Source organism: Chryseobacterium sp. G0162, assembly GCF_003815715.1.
Taxonomy (GTDB): domain Bacteria; phylum Bacteroidota; class Bacteroidia; order Flavobacteriales; family Weeksellaceae; genus Chryseobacterium.
Window position 1 is genome coordinate 3589739 of record NZ_CP033922.1, and the last position, 17383, is coordinate 3607121.

The 17383-nt window shown below is 32.0% G+C and carries 18 protein-coding genes; all 18 read left to right on the forward strand.

Translation table 11 applies throughout. The annotated features are described in order from the left end of the window. Positions 1-10 precede the first annotated feature (10 nt). The 18 genes from EG344_RS16245 to EG344_RS16330 all read left to right on the forward strand — a co-directional run bounded on the left by EG344_RS16245 (position 11) and on the right by EG344_RS16330 (position 17377). Entirely contained in the window at positions 11-886 is an 876-nt protein-coding gene (locus tag EG344_RS16245; RefSeq protein WP_123910392.1) for a glycosyltransferase family 2 protein, read from the forward strand. A gap of 2 nt (positions 887-888) precedes the next feature. Continuing rightward, positions 889-2046: a glycosyltransferase gene (locus EG344_RS16250; RefSeq protein WP_123910395.1), complete on the forward strand. Its 1158-nt coding sequence runs from the start codon at positions 889-891 to the stop codon at positions 2044-2046. Position 2047: 1 nt separating this feature from the next. Then, entirely contained in the window at positions 2048-3148 is a 1101-nt protein-coding gene (locus tag EG344_RS16255; protein WP_123910398.1) for an EpsG family protein, read from the forward strand. A 29-nt stretch (positions 3149-3177) separates the two neighbouring features. Beyond that, positions 3178-4449: a glycosyl hydrolase family 28-related protein gene (locus EG344_RS16260; RefSeq protein ID WP_123910401.1), complete on the forward strand. Its 1272-nt coding sequence runs from the start codon at positions 3178-3180 to the stop codon at positions 4447-4449. After that, positions 4436-5446 carry a glycosyltransferase gene (locus EG344_RS16265; RefSeq protein ID WP_123910403.1) on the forward strand — a complete coding sequence of 337 codons (1011 nt, stop codon included), beginning with the start codon at positions 4436-4438 and terminating at the stop codon, positions 5444-5446. The genes EG344_RS16260 and EG344_RS16265 overlap by 14 nt, the downstream gene beginning before the upstream one ends. A 3-nt stretch (positions 5447-5449) precedes the next feature. Continuing rightward, positions 5450-6484 (forward strand): polysaccharide biosynthesis protein, encoded by a 1035-nt coding sequence (locus EG344_RS16270; protein WP_123857375.1) that lies wholly within the window; start codon positions 5450-5452, stop codon positions 6482-6484. Positions 6485-6507: 23 nt separating this feature from the next. Next, complete coding sequence (locus EG344_RS16275) at positions 6508-6915, forward strand: WxcM-like domain-containing protein (protein ID WP_123857374.1); 408 nt, start codon at positions 6508-6510, stop codon at positions 6913-6915. Positions 6916-6917: 2 nt separating this feature from the next. Beyond that, positions 6918-8036, forward strand: a complete 1119-nt coding sequence (locus EG344_RS16280) for an NAD-dependent epimerase/dehydratase family protein (RefSeq protein ID WP_123910406.1) — start codon at positions 6918-6920, stop codon at positions 8034-8036. 15 nt (positions 8037-8051) lie between these two features. Next, the gene (gene wecB, locus EG344_RS16285) at positions 8052-9191 is read left to right on the forward strand and encodes a non-hydrolyzing UDP-N-acetylglucosamine 2-epimerase (protein ID WP_123910409.1); all 1140 of its coding nucleotides are present in this window, start codon (positions 8052-8054) and stop codon (positions 9189-9191) included. 240 nt (positions 9192-9431) lie between these two features. Beyond that, on the forward strand, positions 9432-10394 hold the full coding sequence (locus tag EG344_RS16290) for a glycosyltransferase family 4 protein (protein ID WP_228412751.1): 963 nt from the start codon (positions 9432-9434) through the stop codon (positions 10392-10394). Further along, positions 10394-10999, forward strand: coding sequence for a sugar transferase (locus EG344_RS16295; RefSeq protein WP_123910413.1), 606 nt, complete (start codon positions 10394-10396; stop codon positions 10997-10999). Before EG344_RS16290 ends, EG344_RS16295 begins: the two co-directional genes overlap by 1 nt. A 1-nt stretch (position 11000) precedes the next feature. Next, positions 11001-11972, forward strand: coding sequence for an ATP-grasp domain-containing protein (locus tag EG344_RS16300; protein WP_123910414.1), 972 nt, complete (start codon positions 11001-11003; stop codon positions 11970-11972). Further along, positions 11962-12603, forward strand: coding sequence for an HAD family hydrolase (locus EG344_RS16305; protein ID WP_123910416.1), 642 nt, complete (start codon positions 11962-11964; stop codon positions 12601-12603). Before EG344_RS16300 ends, EG344_RS16305 begins: the two co-directional genes overlap by 11 nt. Before the next feature lie 38 nt (positions 12604-12641). After that, positions 12642-13778, forward strand: coding sequence for a DegT/DnrJ/EryC1/StrS family aminotransferase (locus EG344_RS16310; RefSeq protein ID WP_123910418.1), 1137 nt, complete (start codon positions 12642-12644; stop codon positions 13776-13778). Positions 13779-13791: 13 nt separating this feature from the next. Continuing rightward, a complete protein-coding gene (locus EG344_RS16315; RefSeq protein WP_123910420.1) occupies positions 13792-14361 on the forward strand; it encodes a sugar transferase in 570 nt (189 codons plus the stop codon). 15 nt (positions 14362-14376) lie between these two features. Next, complete coding sequence (gene rfbC / locus EG344_RS16320) at positions 14377-14922, forward strand: dTDP-4-dehydrorhamnose 3,5-epimerase (RefSeq protein ID WP_123910421.1); 546 nt, start codon at positions 14377-14379, stop codon at positions 14920-14922. A 96-nt stretch (positions 14923-15018) separates the two neighbouring features. Next, positions 15019-16320, forward strand: a complete 1302-nt coding sequence (rimO, locus tag EG344_RS16325; protein ID WP_123910423.1) for a 30S ribosomal protein S12 methylthiotransferase RimO — start codon at positions 15019-15021, stop codon at positions 16318-16320. Positions 16321-16702: 382 nt separating this feature from the next. Further along, complete coding sequence (locus EG344_RS16330) at positions 16703-17377, forward strand: hypothetical protein (RefSeq protein ID WP_123857362.1); 675 nt, start codon at positions 16703-16705, stop codon at positions 17375-17377. Positions 17378-17383: the final 6 nt, after the last annotated feature.

Below are 17383 nucleotides of genomic sequence, written 5' to 3' on the forward strand. Positions count from 1 at the left end.
TTTAAAAAAAATGCAAAATTTAGAATGTTCTATTATTATTGTAAATTATAATACTTGTAAACTAACATTGGAATGTGTAGAAAGTATTCGCAAATTTTCAAGTGATTTCACTTATGAGATCATAGTAGTAGATAACGCTTCTAGTGATGAATCCTCAAAAATTCTTTCAAAAACTGAAAATATTAGATATATTCAATCTGATCGTAATTTGGGTTTTGGATCTGCCAATAATATGGGAGCAAAATCAGCAAAAGGTCAATATCTTTTTTTACTAAACTCTGATACGATCTTGTTAGAAAACTCTATAAAAAAAATGTTGGATTTCTATATTGCAAATCAAAAAGAATTGAATATTGGAGCTTTGGGCTGTATCTTAATTGATGAAGGAAATAATTTTATAAATAGTGGTGGTTTTTTTCCGAAAGCTAAGAATTATATCAACAGTTATTTGGGAAAAACGATCAAAGAACTTGAAATTTCAACAAAAAAAGAATCACAAGAAATTGATTTTGTCACAGGGGCAGATTTGATGATTTCAAAGGATATTTACGAAGAAATTGGAGGCTTTGATGAAAATTTCTTCCTATATTATGAAGAAACAGATTTACAAAAAAGATTAGCAAATCTTGGATATAAGAATTATATTCTAACAACGACAAAAATTATACATTTAGAGGGTGGAAGTGATCTGGGAGCTACTGTTTCCAATTTCAAAAGAACTGTAATACACCAAAGTAGAAATCGTTACTTAAAAAAACATGATAGCAAAGATTATTATAAGTATGTCTTCTTAGATTTTTTTGCAACGTTGGGAAGGTTGGGGAGTAAGAAGTATACAATCAAAGAAAAGGTTGATTTTCTAAAGGCAAATTTTAAATCTTATTAAATATGAAAAATGATATTGTTTTTATCGATACAAATTCAATAGGGAATTTTCATGAGATTTTTAATACAGCTTTTTTTAAAATTTTAGAAAAAAATTATGATTCAATAACCTATATATCATCAGATTCTTGTATTGAGGCAATTACGAAAATTTTAAATGACAAAGCATTGTCATATGATCAGTCTAAGATTCATTTTAAAAAAATTAAAGTTTTAAAGGGAAGCCAGTCTTATCATATTTTTTTAAGAAAACTATTAGCAAGTTTTTTATTGTTTTTTTTACTTATTAAAAATAGAAAAGAAAAAATAATTTTGGCTAATTTGAATGAATTTAGCACTTTGTATCTGAATTCATTAGTCAATATTTTTGATATAAAATTAGGGATAATAACCCATGGGGAATTGGAGTATATGATCCAAGACGTACCCAAAAATAAACCGATATTTCTTTATAAAAGCTTATTGAAACATTTTTTTAAAAATAAAATATCGGAAAACATACAAATATTAACATTGGGGAAATCTATAGAAGATAACCTTAAACAAATATTTCCCGTTAATTCCAAAATTATTAAGAGCATTGAGCATCCTTATTTCTTTGATAGCAATGCCGTGTCTGAAAGTTCGGATTCTAATATAATTAGAATGGGAATAGTAGGTACTGTGGGTGAAAACAAAGGAATGAGTGACTTTATTAAATTGTCACAACATTTAGAAAGTTCCATTCATCAAGGCGTAATTGAATTTCATGTTATCGGAAAACATAATTATAATATTGAAAACTATCCGTTGTTACGTTTTTTAGCAAAGCCTAACACTTCGATACCTACCAAAGAATATAATGATGCCATTCAAAAATTAGATTTCATTTTGTTTTTTTATAATGAAAATCAATATCGCTTAACAGCAAGCGGTGCCATTTTTGATGCAATTAATCATAATAAACCAATAATTGCCTTAAAAAACAGCTATTTTAATCATGTATTTTCGTACGGAAAAGTAGGGTATCTTTGTGAAAACATAGAAGAAATGAAAGATATTATAAAAGATGTTGTGGATAAAAAAAATGTAAATTTTGATTTACGAATTGAATTTGAGAAAATTAAAAATATTTTTGATTGGAAGCATATTGTTTTACCCTTAATTATAAAAAATAACTAGAATGTATTTATATCTTATTTTCTATATAATAGCATTTCTAAGCTTTATTGAACTCAATATAGGTAAGCGTTTTGGCAAACCTGTGATGTTATTTTTTATACTCTTATTTTTTTGCTTGTCTTTTCTCCGATGGGAAAGAGGCTCAGATTGGGAAGCCTACAAATTCATATTTGAAAATATTGGATCTAATGAATATTTAAAGAATAGCTACGAATTCCTTTTTAGTAAACTTAATGTAATTGTTTATGATCTAACAGGAAATCTTTCAGTGCTGTTATTTTGTGAAGGCGCTATTATATTTTTTTGTTTCTACTATATACTTAAGAAATATTCAGATGGCTTACTCATATCTTTGTTGGTTTGGTTGAGCCTTTCCATTGCGAGTATTTTCTTTACAAGACAAGCCATAGCAATTGCTGTGTGTGTGTTTTCTTTTCATTATATTTTTCAACGGAAACTATTACTGTACTTACTAGTAGTTTTCATTGCAATGCTTTTTCATAAATCGGCCTTCATTTTTCTACCTGCATACTGGATATATACTTTAAAATTATCCAGAAAGCAAGTAATTATAATTGTTGCTTCCAGTTTTGCTTTAACCCTTGTTGCAAGTTCACTTTTAGCAATAGTAGCGAGTAGTGGTTTGGGATCTGTTTCTGAAAGAGGTACTTTATACCTGGAATCAGGCTCTGATGAGGCATTTGGTTCTGCTTATTCGCCCATGGAGACAATGATAAGGGGAGTTATTTATAGATTAGGACTATTGGCCATTTTTATTGTGTATTTTTTTGATAAATATGAAAAAGAAGAAAAATTTAGAGGTATTTTCAATCTTTATTTAATAAGTGTTGTACTATTTATCTTGTTTGTTCCTATTTCAGTTGCATTGATTCGTTTTTCTGGATACTACGAAATTTTCCAAATATTTTTATTTCCAGTACTCGTTTCTTTGACAAAAAATAAAATTTATAAGAATATGTTGATGCTATTGATGATTATTTACTTAGGCTTTAAATTTAGTGGAGTGATTAGTGCTTATGAAGATCTATATATTCCTTATAAGTCAATTTTTAATAAAGAGTTTCCTGTCAAAGTCGGATAATATAAGTTGAACTCATAATTATTTAATGTATGAAAAATATTTGTTTAATCATTTTGTTTTTTAATATCACATTTTGTTTTTCTCAAGATGTTAAGTATATGTCAATTAACGATGCTGTACAAAATAGTAAGAATATTAATGTAACAGATAAAGTTTTTCTTCTTGATCAAAATGTAAATGAAGTGTTTACTTTTGAAAAATATGAAAATTCACTTCCTAAAAACTATAAAGCAGACCAGGTTATTTTTATTAATATAAAAGGACAATTGTATAAAAGAAACTTTTCTGGAAATGTTAACGCAAAGTGGTTTGGCAGTAAAGGAGATGGTAAAAATGATGATGTTGCAGGTATTCAGAAGGCAATAGACTATCTTGCGGCTTTTGATGGTGGAACCCTATTTATTCCAAAAGGAATCTATAAGACAAGTAAAGTGATTGAAGTGAGAGATCCCTTTATCAGCATTACTGGAGAAGGAATTAATGCAACGGTTATCAACTGTTTAGCGGATGGTATCAGACTTTCACCTTATAAAGATGTTTCAAGTGCTAAAGTAAGTGAATTAAGTATTCGTGGATCTAATAAACCTTCTACAACCGGTTTAATCCTTAATAATTCAAATTTTTATTTTCTTGAAAAACTAAGAATTTCAAATTTTGATATTGGAATTAAAGGAAATACAGCTGTCAATAATAAAATACGTGACTTTTTTGTTGGTGCATGTAGAAAAGGAATAGTTTTTGAAAATGGAAGTTATTTTACATCAATTACTGATGGAATAATTACAGGTTGTTCGGAAATAGGAATAGAAGAAAAAGGTTCAAGATTAATGATACAGAGAGTAGATATTGAGCAGATTGGTACTCTTAGAAATAAAGGATATGCAGAAGGTGGAATCGCCATTATGTGTGGTGCATCAACAGAAGTACGGGATTGTCATATTGAAACTACCGAGATAGGATTTGGTTTAACTGGCCCAGGCAATGTAATCATAGATAATTGTTATCTTGGCTCAGGAAAGTATGGAGTAAAACAAATTAACAATGATGTAATTAATGGAAATTATTTTTTTAATAATATGCGATTTGTTAATTTTGAAACTGATTTTTATATTCCGAAGGTTTCCATTTATAATATTTCCGAAGGATGTTTAGCATTTACAAGTCAGGGCGGTGCGAAAAACCTTAAAATAATTGCTGCTAAGGAATTTGGTATTTTAAGAAAACTAAAATACAATACGAATAGGAACTATGAAATAGAGTCGAATGTAAACACAATTTTGAATAATAATGTTATTAATTGATGCTTTGTATATTAACAATGGTGGGGGGAAAGTTCTTCTTGATTATTTAGTTCAGAAGTTAGTGGATCATAAATTGGAAGTTTTTTATCTCTTTGATGAAAGATGTTCAAATGATTTTGGCTACATTCCATCTGATCGAAAGCAGTATTTAAAAGCATCCTTATCTAACAGACATAGGTTTTATAAGAATAATTCTCAAAAGTTTACTAAAGTATTCTGTTTTGGAAATTTACCTCCAACGCTCCAGCTAAATATACCGGTCTATACCTATCTTCAACAAAGACTATTTCTTACTATTCCGAAAGAATTTAATATTTCCCAAAGATTATTGTTTAGAGTAAAATCCTTTATTTTTTCTAAATTTTTGAAGAATACAAATTTTCTTTTAGTGCAAAGCAATTTGATGAAAGAAAGCTTTTTGAAAAAATATACATTTAACGCTGATAATGTAGTAACACTGCCATTTTATCCAAACGAGGATTTAATAAATAAAGAAAATCAGAGGGAAGCTGATTCATATATTTATGTAAGTGCAGGTACCCCGCATAAAAATCATATTCGGTTATTAAATGCATTTTGCAAATTTTATGATGAAACAAAAAGAGGGAAATTATATATAACAGTGGATCTTGGCACATTTATTTCTCTGGGAGAATTCATTCAAGAGAAAATAAACCAAGGATATCCTATCGTTAATTTAGGATTTGTTAAAAGAGAACAGTTAATAGAACGATATAATAAAACCGAATATTTAGTTTTTCCATCTTTGGAAGAAAGCTTTGGGCTAGGTATTGTAGAAGCTATAGAGTGTGGCTGTAAAGTGATTGGGGCTAATTTACCTTATATGTTTCAGGTATGCGAACCAAGTGTTACTTTTGATCCTTTTGAAGAAAAAAGTATTTATCTCGCATTGGTAGAAAGTATAAAAAATAACGTACATTCAACACAGCAAATCATTAAAAATGAAATAAATCAATTGATTAAATTATTAAATTAAGACATGCAAATAAAAGATAAAATACTATTAATCACAGGTGGAACAGGTTCTTTTGGAACAGCTGTTTTGAATCGTTTTTTACAAACAGACCACTTTAAAGAAATTCGTATTTTTTCTCGTGATGAGAAGAAACAAGATGATATGCGAAATCTTTATAAGGATGATAAAATTAAATACTATATCGGTGACGTACGCGATTATAGTTCGGTAGAACCAGCGACACGAGGTGTAGACTATATTTTTCATGCTGCTGCTTTAAAGCAAGTTCCTTCATGTGAATTTTTTCCGATGCAAGCGGTAAAAACCAATGTGGAAGGTACCCAAAATGTAATTCGGGCAGCTGCGGCCAACAAGGTTCAGAAAGTGATATGTCTTTCTACAGACAAAGCGGCTTATCCAATTAATGCCATGGGTATTTCTAAAGCAATGATGGAAAAAGTTGCAGTTGCTGAGGCCAGAAACCTTACCGATACTGTAGTTTGCTTAACACGTTATGGCAATGTGATGGCATCCCGGGGGTCAGTTATTCCTTTGTTTTTAAATCAAATTCAAAAAGGGCAGCCTATTACGATAACAGATCCTAATATGTCAAGATTTTTCATGTCATTGGAAGATGCCGTTGATTTGGTTTTATTTGCTTTTGAAAATGGAAATCCGGGAGATTTATTTGTAAACAAAGCACCAGCAGGAAGTATTGGAGATTTGGCTCAGGCATTAATCGAAATGACAGGAAAAGAAGTTCCTGTTAAAATTATTGGAACACGTCACGGAGAAAAATTATATGAAACGCTTTGTACCCGTGAAGAAATGACTAAAGCAGAAGATATGGGAGACTTTTATCGTATTCCAGCTGATAATCGAGACCTAAATTATGCTAAGTATTTTTCGGAAGGTGAAGAAGATGTTTCCAAAATAGAAGATTACCATTCTCATAACACAGAACAGCAAGGAGTTGAAGGGCTTAAAAAATTAATTTCTAAACTACCGCTTATTCGAAAAGAAATTTTTGGAGAAGACGTTATGCAATATCCATATTAATTAGATTTAAAATTCGGGAAATTATGATTCTGGCTGGTAAAAAACATGAAGATGAGAGAGGAATTATCACTTTCAATAATGAATTTGATGCTTCAGAAGTTAAACGTATTTATACCATAGAGAATCATTCTACAGAGTTTATAAGAGGCTGGCAAGGCCATAAAATAGAGCAACGTTGGTTTGCTTGTATGAAAGGGGAGTTTGAAGTGTCAGTGATCCAAATTGATGACTTTACTCAACCTTCAAAAGATTTAATGATTACGAAATATCAGTTAGATTGCGAATCCTTAACTTATCTGCATATTCCAGCAGGGTATATAACTGCAATTCAAGCAAAAAAAGAAGGAAGTAAATTACTGGTTTTAGCAGATTATGCCTTGGGCGAAATCCAAGACGAATACCGATTCTCATTAGATTACTTTAAAAATTAACTATGAAAAAAGTAGGAATTACTGGACAAAAAGGTTTCGTTGGAAGCCATCTATACAATACTTTGGGATTATTTCCAGAAGAATTTGAAACTGTTGATTTTCAAAAAGAATTCTTTGAAGACGACGATAAATTAGATGAATTCACTAAAAAATGTGATGTAATTGTACATTTAGCAGCCATGAATCGTCATGATTCTGAGCAAGTGATTTATGAGACAAATGTTGCATTGTCAAATAAGCTGGTTGCATCGTTAAAAAGAACCCATTCTAAAGCTCATGTTTTGATTTCGTCTTCTACACAGGAAGAACGAGATAATCTGTATGGAAGATCAAAACGTGAGGGCCGCGAAGCCATTGTAAACTGGGCCAATGAAAATGGAGGGAAAGTAACCGGTTTGATTATTCCAAATGTTTTTGGAGCCTTTGGAAAACCTTTTTATAATTCATTTGTTGCTACTTTTTGTTATCAATTGACACATGGCGAAATGCCAACAATAGTAAATGACGGTGAAGTTAAATTGATTTATGTTCAGGAATTGGTCATGAATATTATTAACGAAATTCGATCAGAAAAAAGTGAACCGGAATTATTTATAGAGCCAACTTCAACTAAAAAAGTTTCAGAAGTATTAGCTTTATTGAATGACTATAAAGTAAAATATTTTGATGGTGGAGAGATCCCGGTCCTGAAAGATAAATTCGAACATAATTTGTTCAACACTTATCGTTCTTATATGGATTATAAAACTCATTTTCCAGTTAAATTCACACAACATACAGATCCGAGAGGTGCATTTGTAGAAGTAATTCGTTTAGGAATTGGTGGCCAATGTTCTTTCTCAACTACAGTTCCGGATATTACCAGAGGAAATCATTACCACACTCGTAAAATTGAAAGATTTGCCGTAATTAAGGGTAAAGCTTTAATTCAATTAAGAAAAATTGATACGAATGAAGTCTTAGACTTTTATTTAGATGGAACAGAGCCTGCTTATGTAGATATGCCGATTTGGTATACCCATAATATCAAAAACATCGGAAACGAAGATTTGTATACAATTTTCTGGATTGATGAGCCTTTCAACCCGGAAGATGCAGATACCTATTTTGAAACTGTTTAATAGCTAAACATAAAAATGAAAAAATTAAAAGTAATGACGGTCGTTGGGACACGTCCAGAAATTATTAGATTATCAAGAGTATTATCAGCTTTGGATGCATCCGAAGCTGTTGAACATATTATCGTCCATACAGGACAAAACTATGATTACGAACTTAACCAAATTTTCTTTGAAGATTTAGGTCTTCGTAAACCTGATTTCTTTTTAGAAGCAGCTGGTAAGACCGCAACTGAAACGGTAGGAAATATTTTAATTAAAATTGATCCGCTTTTGGAAGAGTTGAAACCCGATGCTTTCTTAGTTTTAGGGGATACTAACTCCTGTCTTTGTGCAATTCCTGCTAAAAAAAGGCATATTCCAATTTTCCACATGGAAGCCGGAAATAGATGTTTTGACCAAAGAGTTCCTGAAGAAACCAATCGTAAAATTGTAGATCATACTGCAGACATCAATCTTACTTACTCTGATATTGCCCGTGAATATCTGTTAAGAGAGGGGCTTCCGGCAGATAGAATTATCAAAACCGGTTCGCCGATGTTTGAAGTTTTAAATCATTATTTACCTGAAATTAAAGCTTCTAATGTTTTAGAAAAATTAAACCTTGAAAAAGGTAAATTCTTTGTAGTATCATCCCATCGTGAAGAGAATATCAATTCTGAAAAGAATTTCCGTGGATTAATGACATCTCTTAACGCTATTGCAGAAAAATATCAATACCCGATTATTGTTTCTACACACCCTAGAACACAAAATATGATTAATAAGATGCAAATTGAAATGCGTCCTGAAATTCAGTTTTTAAAACCTCTAGGTTTCCACGATTATAATGCATTGCAAATGAATGCTTATGCATGTCTGTCAGACTCAGGAACCATTTCTGAAGAGTCATCAATCTTAAATTTCAGAGCTTTAAATATTCGCCAGGCACATGAGCGTCCGGAAGCGATGGAAGAAGCATCTGTAATGATGGTTGGTTTGTCTCCAGAAAGAATTATGCAGGGATTAGTTCAGGTATTACAGCAAAAAGTAGATGAAGAAAGAAACTTCAGACCCGTAGCAGATTACTCGATGCCAAATGTTTCAGAAAAAGTAGTAAGAATTATTATTTCTTACACAGATTATATCAAAAGAACGGTTTGGTCCGAAGAAATTTAAGATAATATGAATGTTGTTTTTCTCACGTTAGCCAGTATAGATTCGGTTGAACAGCGGGGTATCTATCAGGATCTGTTGCGGAAGTTTAGAGATGAAGGTCATGACGTTACCATTGTTACTCCTGTAGAAAGACGTCAGAAAATTTCTACGAATTTTAAACAGAAAGAAGGAGTTTCAATACTTCAGGTTAAAACATTCAATATCCAAAAAACGAATATTGTTGAAAAAGGTATTGGTACTTTGGCAATTGAATTTCAGTTTTTGTCAGCCATAAAAAAGTATCTGGCTCATAAAAAATTTGACTTGGTGTTGTATTCAACACCTCCTATTACGTTCGCAAAAGTAATTGAATTTATAAAAAAACGGGATCATGCTTATAGCTATCTGTTATTAAAGGATATTTTTCCTCAAAACGCAGTAGATATGGCGATGTTGAAAGAAGGTGGTTTTATTCATAAACAATTTTTAAAAAAAGAAAAAAAACTTTACCAGATTTCTGATACCATAGGATGTATGTCCCCTGCAAATGTCAGTTTTGTATTAACACATAATCCGGAAGTAAACCCGAAAAAAGTAGAGGTTAATCCGAATACCATTGAGCCTATAAAGTTCAGTTATTCCGATGAAGAGAAAAAAGCAATTCGTGAAAAATACAATATTCCTGCAGACAGGAAAGTATTTGTTTACGGTGGTAACTTGGGCAAACCTCAAGGCTTGGATTTTCTGTTAGAAACAATTGAAGTAACAACAAATGAAGAAGCTTTTTTTCTGATTGTTGGTGGTGGGACAGAATTTGCAAGAATGAAAGAATGGTTTGATGCAAAACAACCTAAAAATGCTAAACTTTTACAGAGCCTTCCTAAAGAAGATTATGATAGAATGTTAGCAGCATGTGATATTGGATTGATATTCTTGGATAAAAGATTTTTAATTCCTAATTTTCCTTCACGCTTATTATCTTATTTAGAAATGAAGATGCCTGTACTGGTCGCAACTGATCCGAATACAGACATTGGGGATATTGTAGAAGAGAATGGATGCGGATATAAAGTATTATCGGGAGATCAGGAATCTATGCAAAATTGTTTAAACAAACTGTTAAATGAAGATTTATCTGTTTTAGGAAACAATGCTGAAAAACTGCTTCTTAATAAATATACTGTTGATAAATCTTATTTTTTGATATCTAGCAAATTAAAATAATGTATAAAAATTTTTTCAAACGTTTTATTGATTTTTTTGCTGCGTTAATTGGACTAATACTGCTTTCTCCAATTTTTATAATCGTTACTATTGGGTTGTATTTTGCTAATGACGGTAAGCCTTTCTTTTTTCAACTTCGCCCAGGAATGAATGAGCGTATCTTTAAGATCATAAAATTCAAAACGATGAATGATAAAAAAGATGCCAATGGTAATCTTTTATCAGATGCTGAACGACTGACGGGAATTGGCTCTTTTGTACGAAAAACTTCGTTGGATGAAATTCCACAATTAATAAATGTTTTAAAAGGGGATATGGCATTAATAGGACCAAGGCCTTTATTACCTCAATATCTTCCTTTGTATAATATAGAGCAAAAAAGAAGACATAACGTTAGACCTGGAATTACAGGTTGGGCTCAAGTGAATGGTCGAAATGCAATCTCATGGAAAAAGAAATTTGAACTAGATGTATGGTATGTAGAACATGTTTCCTTTGTATTAGATATTAAAATATTTTTTCTTACTTTAAAAAAAGTATTTGTACGAGAAGGAATTTCACAAGAAGGGCAGGCAACAATGGAAGTATTTAACGGAAATAATTAAGATGAATCAAAACATATTAATCACTTCAGCAGGACAACGGGTTTCTTTAGTGAAAGCATTTCAAAAAGAAATAAAAAAACTTAACGAAAATAATAAAGTTTATACGGTTGACTTAAACCCTATACTGGCACCAGCTTGTCATGTTTCTGATGGATACCGAACAGTAAAACGAGTAACAGATTCTAATTATATTTCAGAGCTTATTCAGATCTGTAAAGAGCTAAGTATAAAATTAATTATACCCACAATTGATACTGAATTATTAGTATTAGCAGAGCATAAAGAATTGTTTTTAAAAGAAGGAATTATTCCGATTGTTTCAGGACTTGGGTTTGTAAAAGCATGTCGGGATAAAAGAATCATCAATCAATTTTTTGTTGAAAATAATATTGATATTCCCCAAGATTTAGACAAAAATAATCTTTCATTTCCTTTATTTATAAAGCCATACGATGGTTCTTTAAGCAAAGATACCTTTCTTATTGAAAATGAATCAGATCTTACTGATTATCATTTTCAAAATCCCAAATTGATGTTTATGGAGTATATTGATCATGCAAAACATGATGAATATACGGTAGATACTTATTTTGATAAAAATGGAGACCTAAAATGTATTGTTCCCAGGAAACGAATTTTTGTTCGTGCCGGAGAAGTCAATAAAGGGGTTACAAATAAAAACGAAATCGTAGAGTATGTAAAGCAACGGTTGTCTCACATTGAAGGAGCAGTTGGTTGTTTGACTATGCAGTTTTTCTTTAATCAGGAATCAAAGCGAATAATAGGAATTGAAATTAATCCAAGATTTGGAGGAGGTTACCCATTGAGTTATTTAGCAGGAGCCAATTATCCTAAATACTTAATTGATGAATATATTTTAAATCATTCTATTGAATATTTTGATAGCTGGGAAAATAATTTGTTAATGCTTCGATATGATGACGAAGTTTTAGTTCGCAACTATGAAGGCTAAGTACATTATTTTTGACTTGGATGATACATTGATGTATGAGGTTGATTACCTCAAATCCGCTTATAGAGAAATTGCATCAATTGTAGATCCTGAAATTCAGGAAAAGCTCTACGAAGAAATGTTTTCTAAATATCAAAGAGGGGAAAATGCTTTTGAATTTTTAAATATTCAATATTCAAAATTTGAGGTAAAAGATCTATTAGAAATTTACAGAAATCATTTTCCAAAAATTCATTTAAATAAGGATACTCAAGAATTGCTTTTGAATTTAAAAAATCAGGGATATAAAATTGGGCTTATAACTGATGGCAGATCTGTAACTCAACGAAATAAACTGAAGGCATTGGGGGTTGAAGCAATATTTGATAAAGTGATCGTCTCAGAAGAATTTGGATCTACTAAACCAGACCAAAAGAATTATCTTATCTTTATAGAAGAAGGAATAGAAGACTATTATTATATTGCGGATAATCCAAAGAAAGATTTTATAACACCCAATAAATTGGGGTGGATAAGCATTTGCTTATTAGATAATGGTCAAAATATTCATCAACAGAATTTTGAACTGGAAAGTGAATATTTACCACAGTATAGAATTAAAAATTTAAACGAAATAAGTAAACTTTTATAAAGTTGAATAAGTAATTTTGCACTAGTAAAAACAAAATAATGTCAGAAAAAATATGGTTATCCTCACCCCATATGGGAGGAACAGAATTAAAATATATTCACGAAGCATTTGATGCAAACTGGGTGGCTCCACTTGGACCTAATGTTAATGGATTTGAAGAAGATTTAGAGAATTTTTTAAATGCAGAGGTAAAAGTAGCGGCATTATCTGCGGGAACTGCTGCAATTCATTTGGCTTTAATTGAATTGGGTGTTGGGTATGGAGACGAAGTTATTTGTCAATCCATGACCTTTTCTGCAACAGCAAATCCTATTGCATATCAAGGGGCAACTCCCATTTTTGTAGATTCAGAAACTGAAACCTGGAACCTTTGTCCAAAAGCATTGGAAGAAGCCATACAAGACAGAATTGCAAAAGGGAAAACTCCTAAAGCTATTTTAGCGGTTCATTTATATGGAATGCCTTATAAAGTGGATGAAGTTTCTGCTATTGCCGAAAAATATAATATTCCTGTCATTGAAGATGCTGCTGAAGCATTAGGTTCAACTTACAAAGAAAAAGCAGCCGGAACTTTCGGACGTTTTGGAGTATTATCCTTTAATGGAAATAAAATTATTACCACTTCCGGAGGTGGAGCATTAGTTTGCCGTTCTCAGGAAGATAAAGATAAAGCGGTTTTTTTATCAACTCAGGCACGAGATAATGCACCTCATTATCAGCATTCACATATCGGTTACAATTACAGAATGTCGAATATAACGGCAGGTATTGGGAGAGGGCAAATGGAAGTTTTGTCAAGTCGTGTTGATGCACGTAGAGCAATGCATGAATTTTACAAAGATTTATTCGCTACCATTGATGGAGTAACTGTTTTTTCTGAACCAGATGCTGATTATTACTCTAACCATTGGCTTTCCGCCATCGTCGTAGATCCTGAAGTTACAGGAAAAACCCGTGAAGAGCTTCGTTTAGCTTTCCTTGAAGATAATATTGAATCCAGACCTTTGTGGAAGCCAATGCACCTTCAGCCGGTTTTTGCCAATGCACCTTATTATGGGGGAAAAGTAGCAGAAGAATTATTTGATAACGGATTATGTTTACCTTCAGGTTCTAATTTATCTGATGAAGATAGAGTAAGAATATCAAATGTCATAAAAGCATTCTTCGGATCTTAATTTTTAGAAATAAATGAATCAGTATACATATTGGAAAACTGTTTTTGATTTTATCCTTGCGATAATGTTGACTGTTTTTCTGATACCACTGCTGATTATTTTATTCATTATTGCTAGTTTAGATACATCTTCCAATGGTGTTTTTTTTCAAAAACGAGTTGGTCAGTATGGAAAAACTTTTACGATTTTTAAGTTTAAAACCATTCATGGGAAAAAAAGAACCTGTTCAAAAACAGGGCAAATTCTCAGAAAATTAAAACTGGATGAGCTTCCCCAATTGTTCAATATTTTAAAAGGAGATATGAGTTTTGTGGGACCGAGACCAGATATTGAAGGATATTATGATAAACTTAAAGGTGTAGATAGAAAGGTACTGGAATTAAAACCCGGGTTGACATGTGAAGCCAGTATTGTATACAGGGATGAAGAAAATATTCTTAAGATGCAGAAAGATCCGTTGCAATATAATGATGAAGTATTATTTCCACATAAAGTAAGAATGAATCTGGATTATCTGGAAAATATATCTTTCAGCAATGATATCAAAATCCTATTGAGAACCCTAATAACTATTTTAAAATAAAATTTTCTGACTATTATGAAAATTAAAGAAACCCCACTTAAAGATTGTTACATTATAGAACCTACTATTTTCGAAGACGATAGAGGGTATTTTTTTGAAAAGTTCAACGAGAAAAAGTTTGAAGAACTTACAGGAATGAAAGGACATTTTGTTCAGGACAATGTTTCCAAGTCTTCTTATGGCGTTCTAAGAGGGCTTCATCTTCAAAAAGGCGAACATGCCCAGGCCAAATTAGTATCATGCCTTGAAGGAAGTGTATGGGATGTAGCAGTTGATCTTAGAGAAGATTCTCCAACTTTTGGCCAATGGTTTGGAATTGAACTTTCTGCGGAAAACAAATTACAGCTTTATGTACCAAGAGGTTTTGGGCATGGTTTTTCCGTATTGAGTACCCATGCAGTATTCTCTTATAAATGTGATAACTTTTATAATAAAGAGTCTGAAGGAAGTGTGAAATATAACGATGCTGATCTTGATATAGATTGGAAAATTGATGAAAAAGATGCTTTGCTTTCAGATAAGGACCAGAATGCCCCTGGCTTTAAAGAAAAAAACTTTTAAAGTATAATACTGAGAACCACTTTTTTAAAGTGGTTTTTATTTTTGTAAGCCTAACTCTTTAATATTTTGTATCTTTGCAGACTCAAAATCAAAAAGATGCGTACAAAATCTGTAGGGAAGAAAAAAATCAATGTAGTTACACTTGGATGTTCCAAAAATGTATATGACTCTGAAGTATTAATGAGCCAGTTGAAAGCCAATGGGAAGGAAGTGGTTCATGAAGATCGCGGAGATATTGTGGTTATTAATACCTGCGGATTTATTGATAATGCTAAAGAAGAATCAATCAATACCATTCTAGATTATGTAGAGGCTAAAAACAGAGGTGAAGTAGAAAAAGTATTCGTTACAGGATGTCTTTCCGAAAGATACAAACCAGACTTGGTAAAAGAAATTCCTGATGTAGATCAGTATTTTGGTACAAGAGATCTTCCTTTATTATTAAAGCATCTTGGAGCAGACTATAAGCATGAATTGGTAGGAGAGCGATTAACGACTACACCAAAACACTATGCATACCTAAAAATTTCAGAAGGATGTGACAGACCATGTTCTTTCTGTGCAATTCCTTTGATGAGAGGCGGGCACGTTTCCACTCCAATTGAAAAGTTAGTTTCTGAAGCTCAAAAACTTGCAAAAAAAGGAACGAAAGAATTAATTCTTATTGCTCAGGATCTTACTTATTATGGGTTGGATATTTACAAAAAAAGAGCATTGGGAGACTTACTGAAAGAATTGGTAAAAGTAGAAGGAGTAGAATGGATTCGTCTTCATTATGCTTTCCCAAGCGGTTTTCCTGAAGATGTTTTGGATATCATCCGTGAAGAACCTAAAGTTTGTAATTATATAGATATTCCTCTTCAGCATATCAATTCTGATTTGTTGAAATCTATGAAAAGAGGAACTACCCATGAAAAGACTGATGCTCTTTTAGGAAAATTCAGAGAGAAAGTTCCTGATATGGCAATCAGAACAACCCTGATTGTAGGATATCCGGGAGAAACTGAAGAAAGATTCCAGGAACTTAAAGATTGGGTAAGAGAACAGAAATTTGACAGATTGGGATGCTTCACTTATTCTCATGAAGAAAATACTGGTGCTTATGTATTGGAAGATGATATTCCACAGGAAGTAAAAGAATCAAGGGTAGAAGAGATCATGGAACTGCAATCTCAGATTTCATGGGAAAAGAACCAGGAAAAAGTGGGGAAAGTGTTCAGATGTATGTTTGATCGTAAGGAAGGAAACTACTTTATTGGAAGAACAGAATATGATTCTCCGGATGTAGATAATACCGTTTTGGTGTCAGCTGAGGATACGTATATTTCCATTGGAGAATTCGCAGATGTGAAGATTACTTCGGCTGAAGAATTTGACCTATATGGTGAATTAATATAAAAATATAAACCATTATTAATCAGAACGAAAAGTTTTGTATTTTGAAGAATAAAATATGAAATATTAATTAAATTTAACAAAAAATAATTCGTATTAATGTTTTTATATAGTTGATTTTCAATATTTTGTTGATTTGTGTGTTAAGAATTTTTAATTTTCTTTTATAAAGTATGAAAATTAGAAAATTATGTCTTAAATTTGCGCCATAAGCAATGTTTTTAAATCATGTGCTATCAATAAGTTATTTGTTAAAATTGGCTAAAATTTACAAAAAAATGTTTTTGTAAATTGTATTAGTATAATATAATAATCGCAAGTTGGTATTCATTTTCCTTTTGGAAATATTGATGAAAAATAATGTAATTAAAATCTTTAAAAACTTATGAAAAAATTTTTATTAACAGCGACGATGCTCGTTGCCTTTACGGCTCTTTCAAAGGCTCAGCAGGGGCGAGTGGGGATTAACACAACCACACCTGCCGCGACTTTAGATGTAGTAGCTAGTACCGATGCTACTAGACCTGATGCCTTATTAGTCCCTCGTCTATCAAGAGCTGATCTTGAAGCCAAAACTGCAGCTTATGCTAATGGTAATGCTACTGCGGCGAGTGCTCAAAATGGAGCGCTTGTATTTATTAACGCACTAGGAGGTACAGGAACTGGTAAAACAGTTAATGTTACAGCTAATGGATTTTATTATTATGATGGTACAAACGGGAATAACGTTTGGAAACCTGTAGGTGGTGGTGGAACTCAAAGATACGAAGGTATTGTAGGGACTACTGCATCTGTTACCGGTGCTGCTTATACAGTTGCTAATAGTGACTTCCTTATTGTAACAGCTGCTGCTGCAGGAGTTACAATAACATTACCTGCTGCTGATGCTACAAATGCAGGTAGAGTAGTGGTAATCTCGAATCAGAATACATCAGCAACTACGGTTACTGTAATATCTGCAAATGGTGTTGCACTTGCAGGTACTGCTACTGTTCTACAATTTAGAGGAAAACAATTTGTGTCTGATGGTACAAAATGGGTTTCAATATCGTATAACTAATATTTA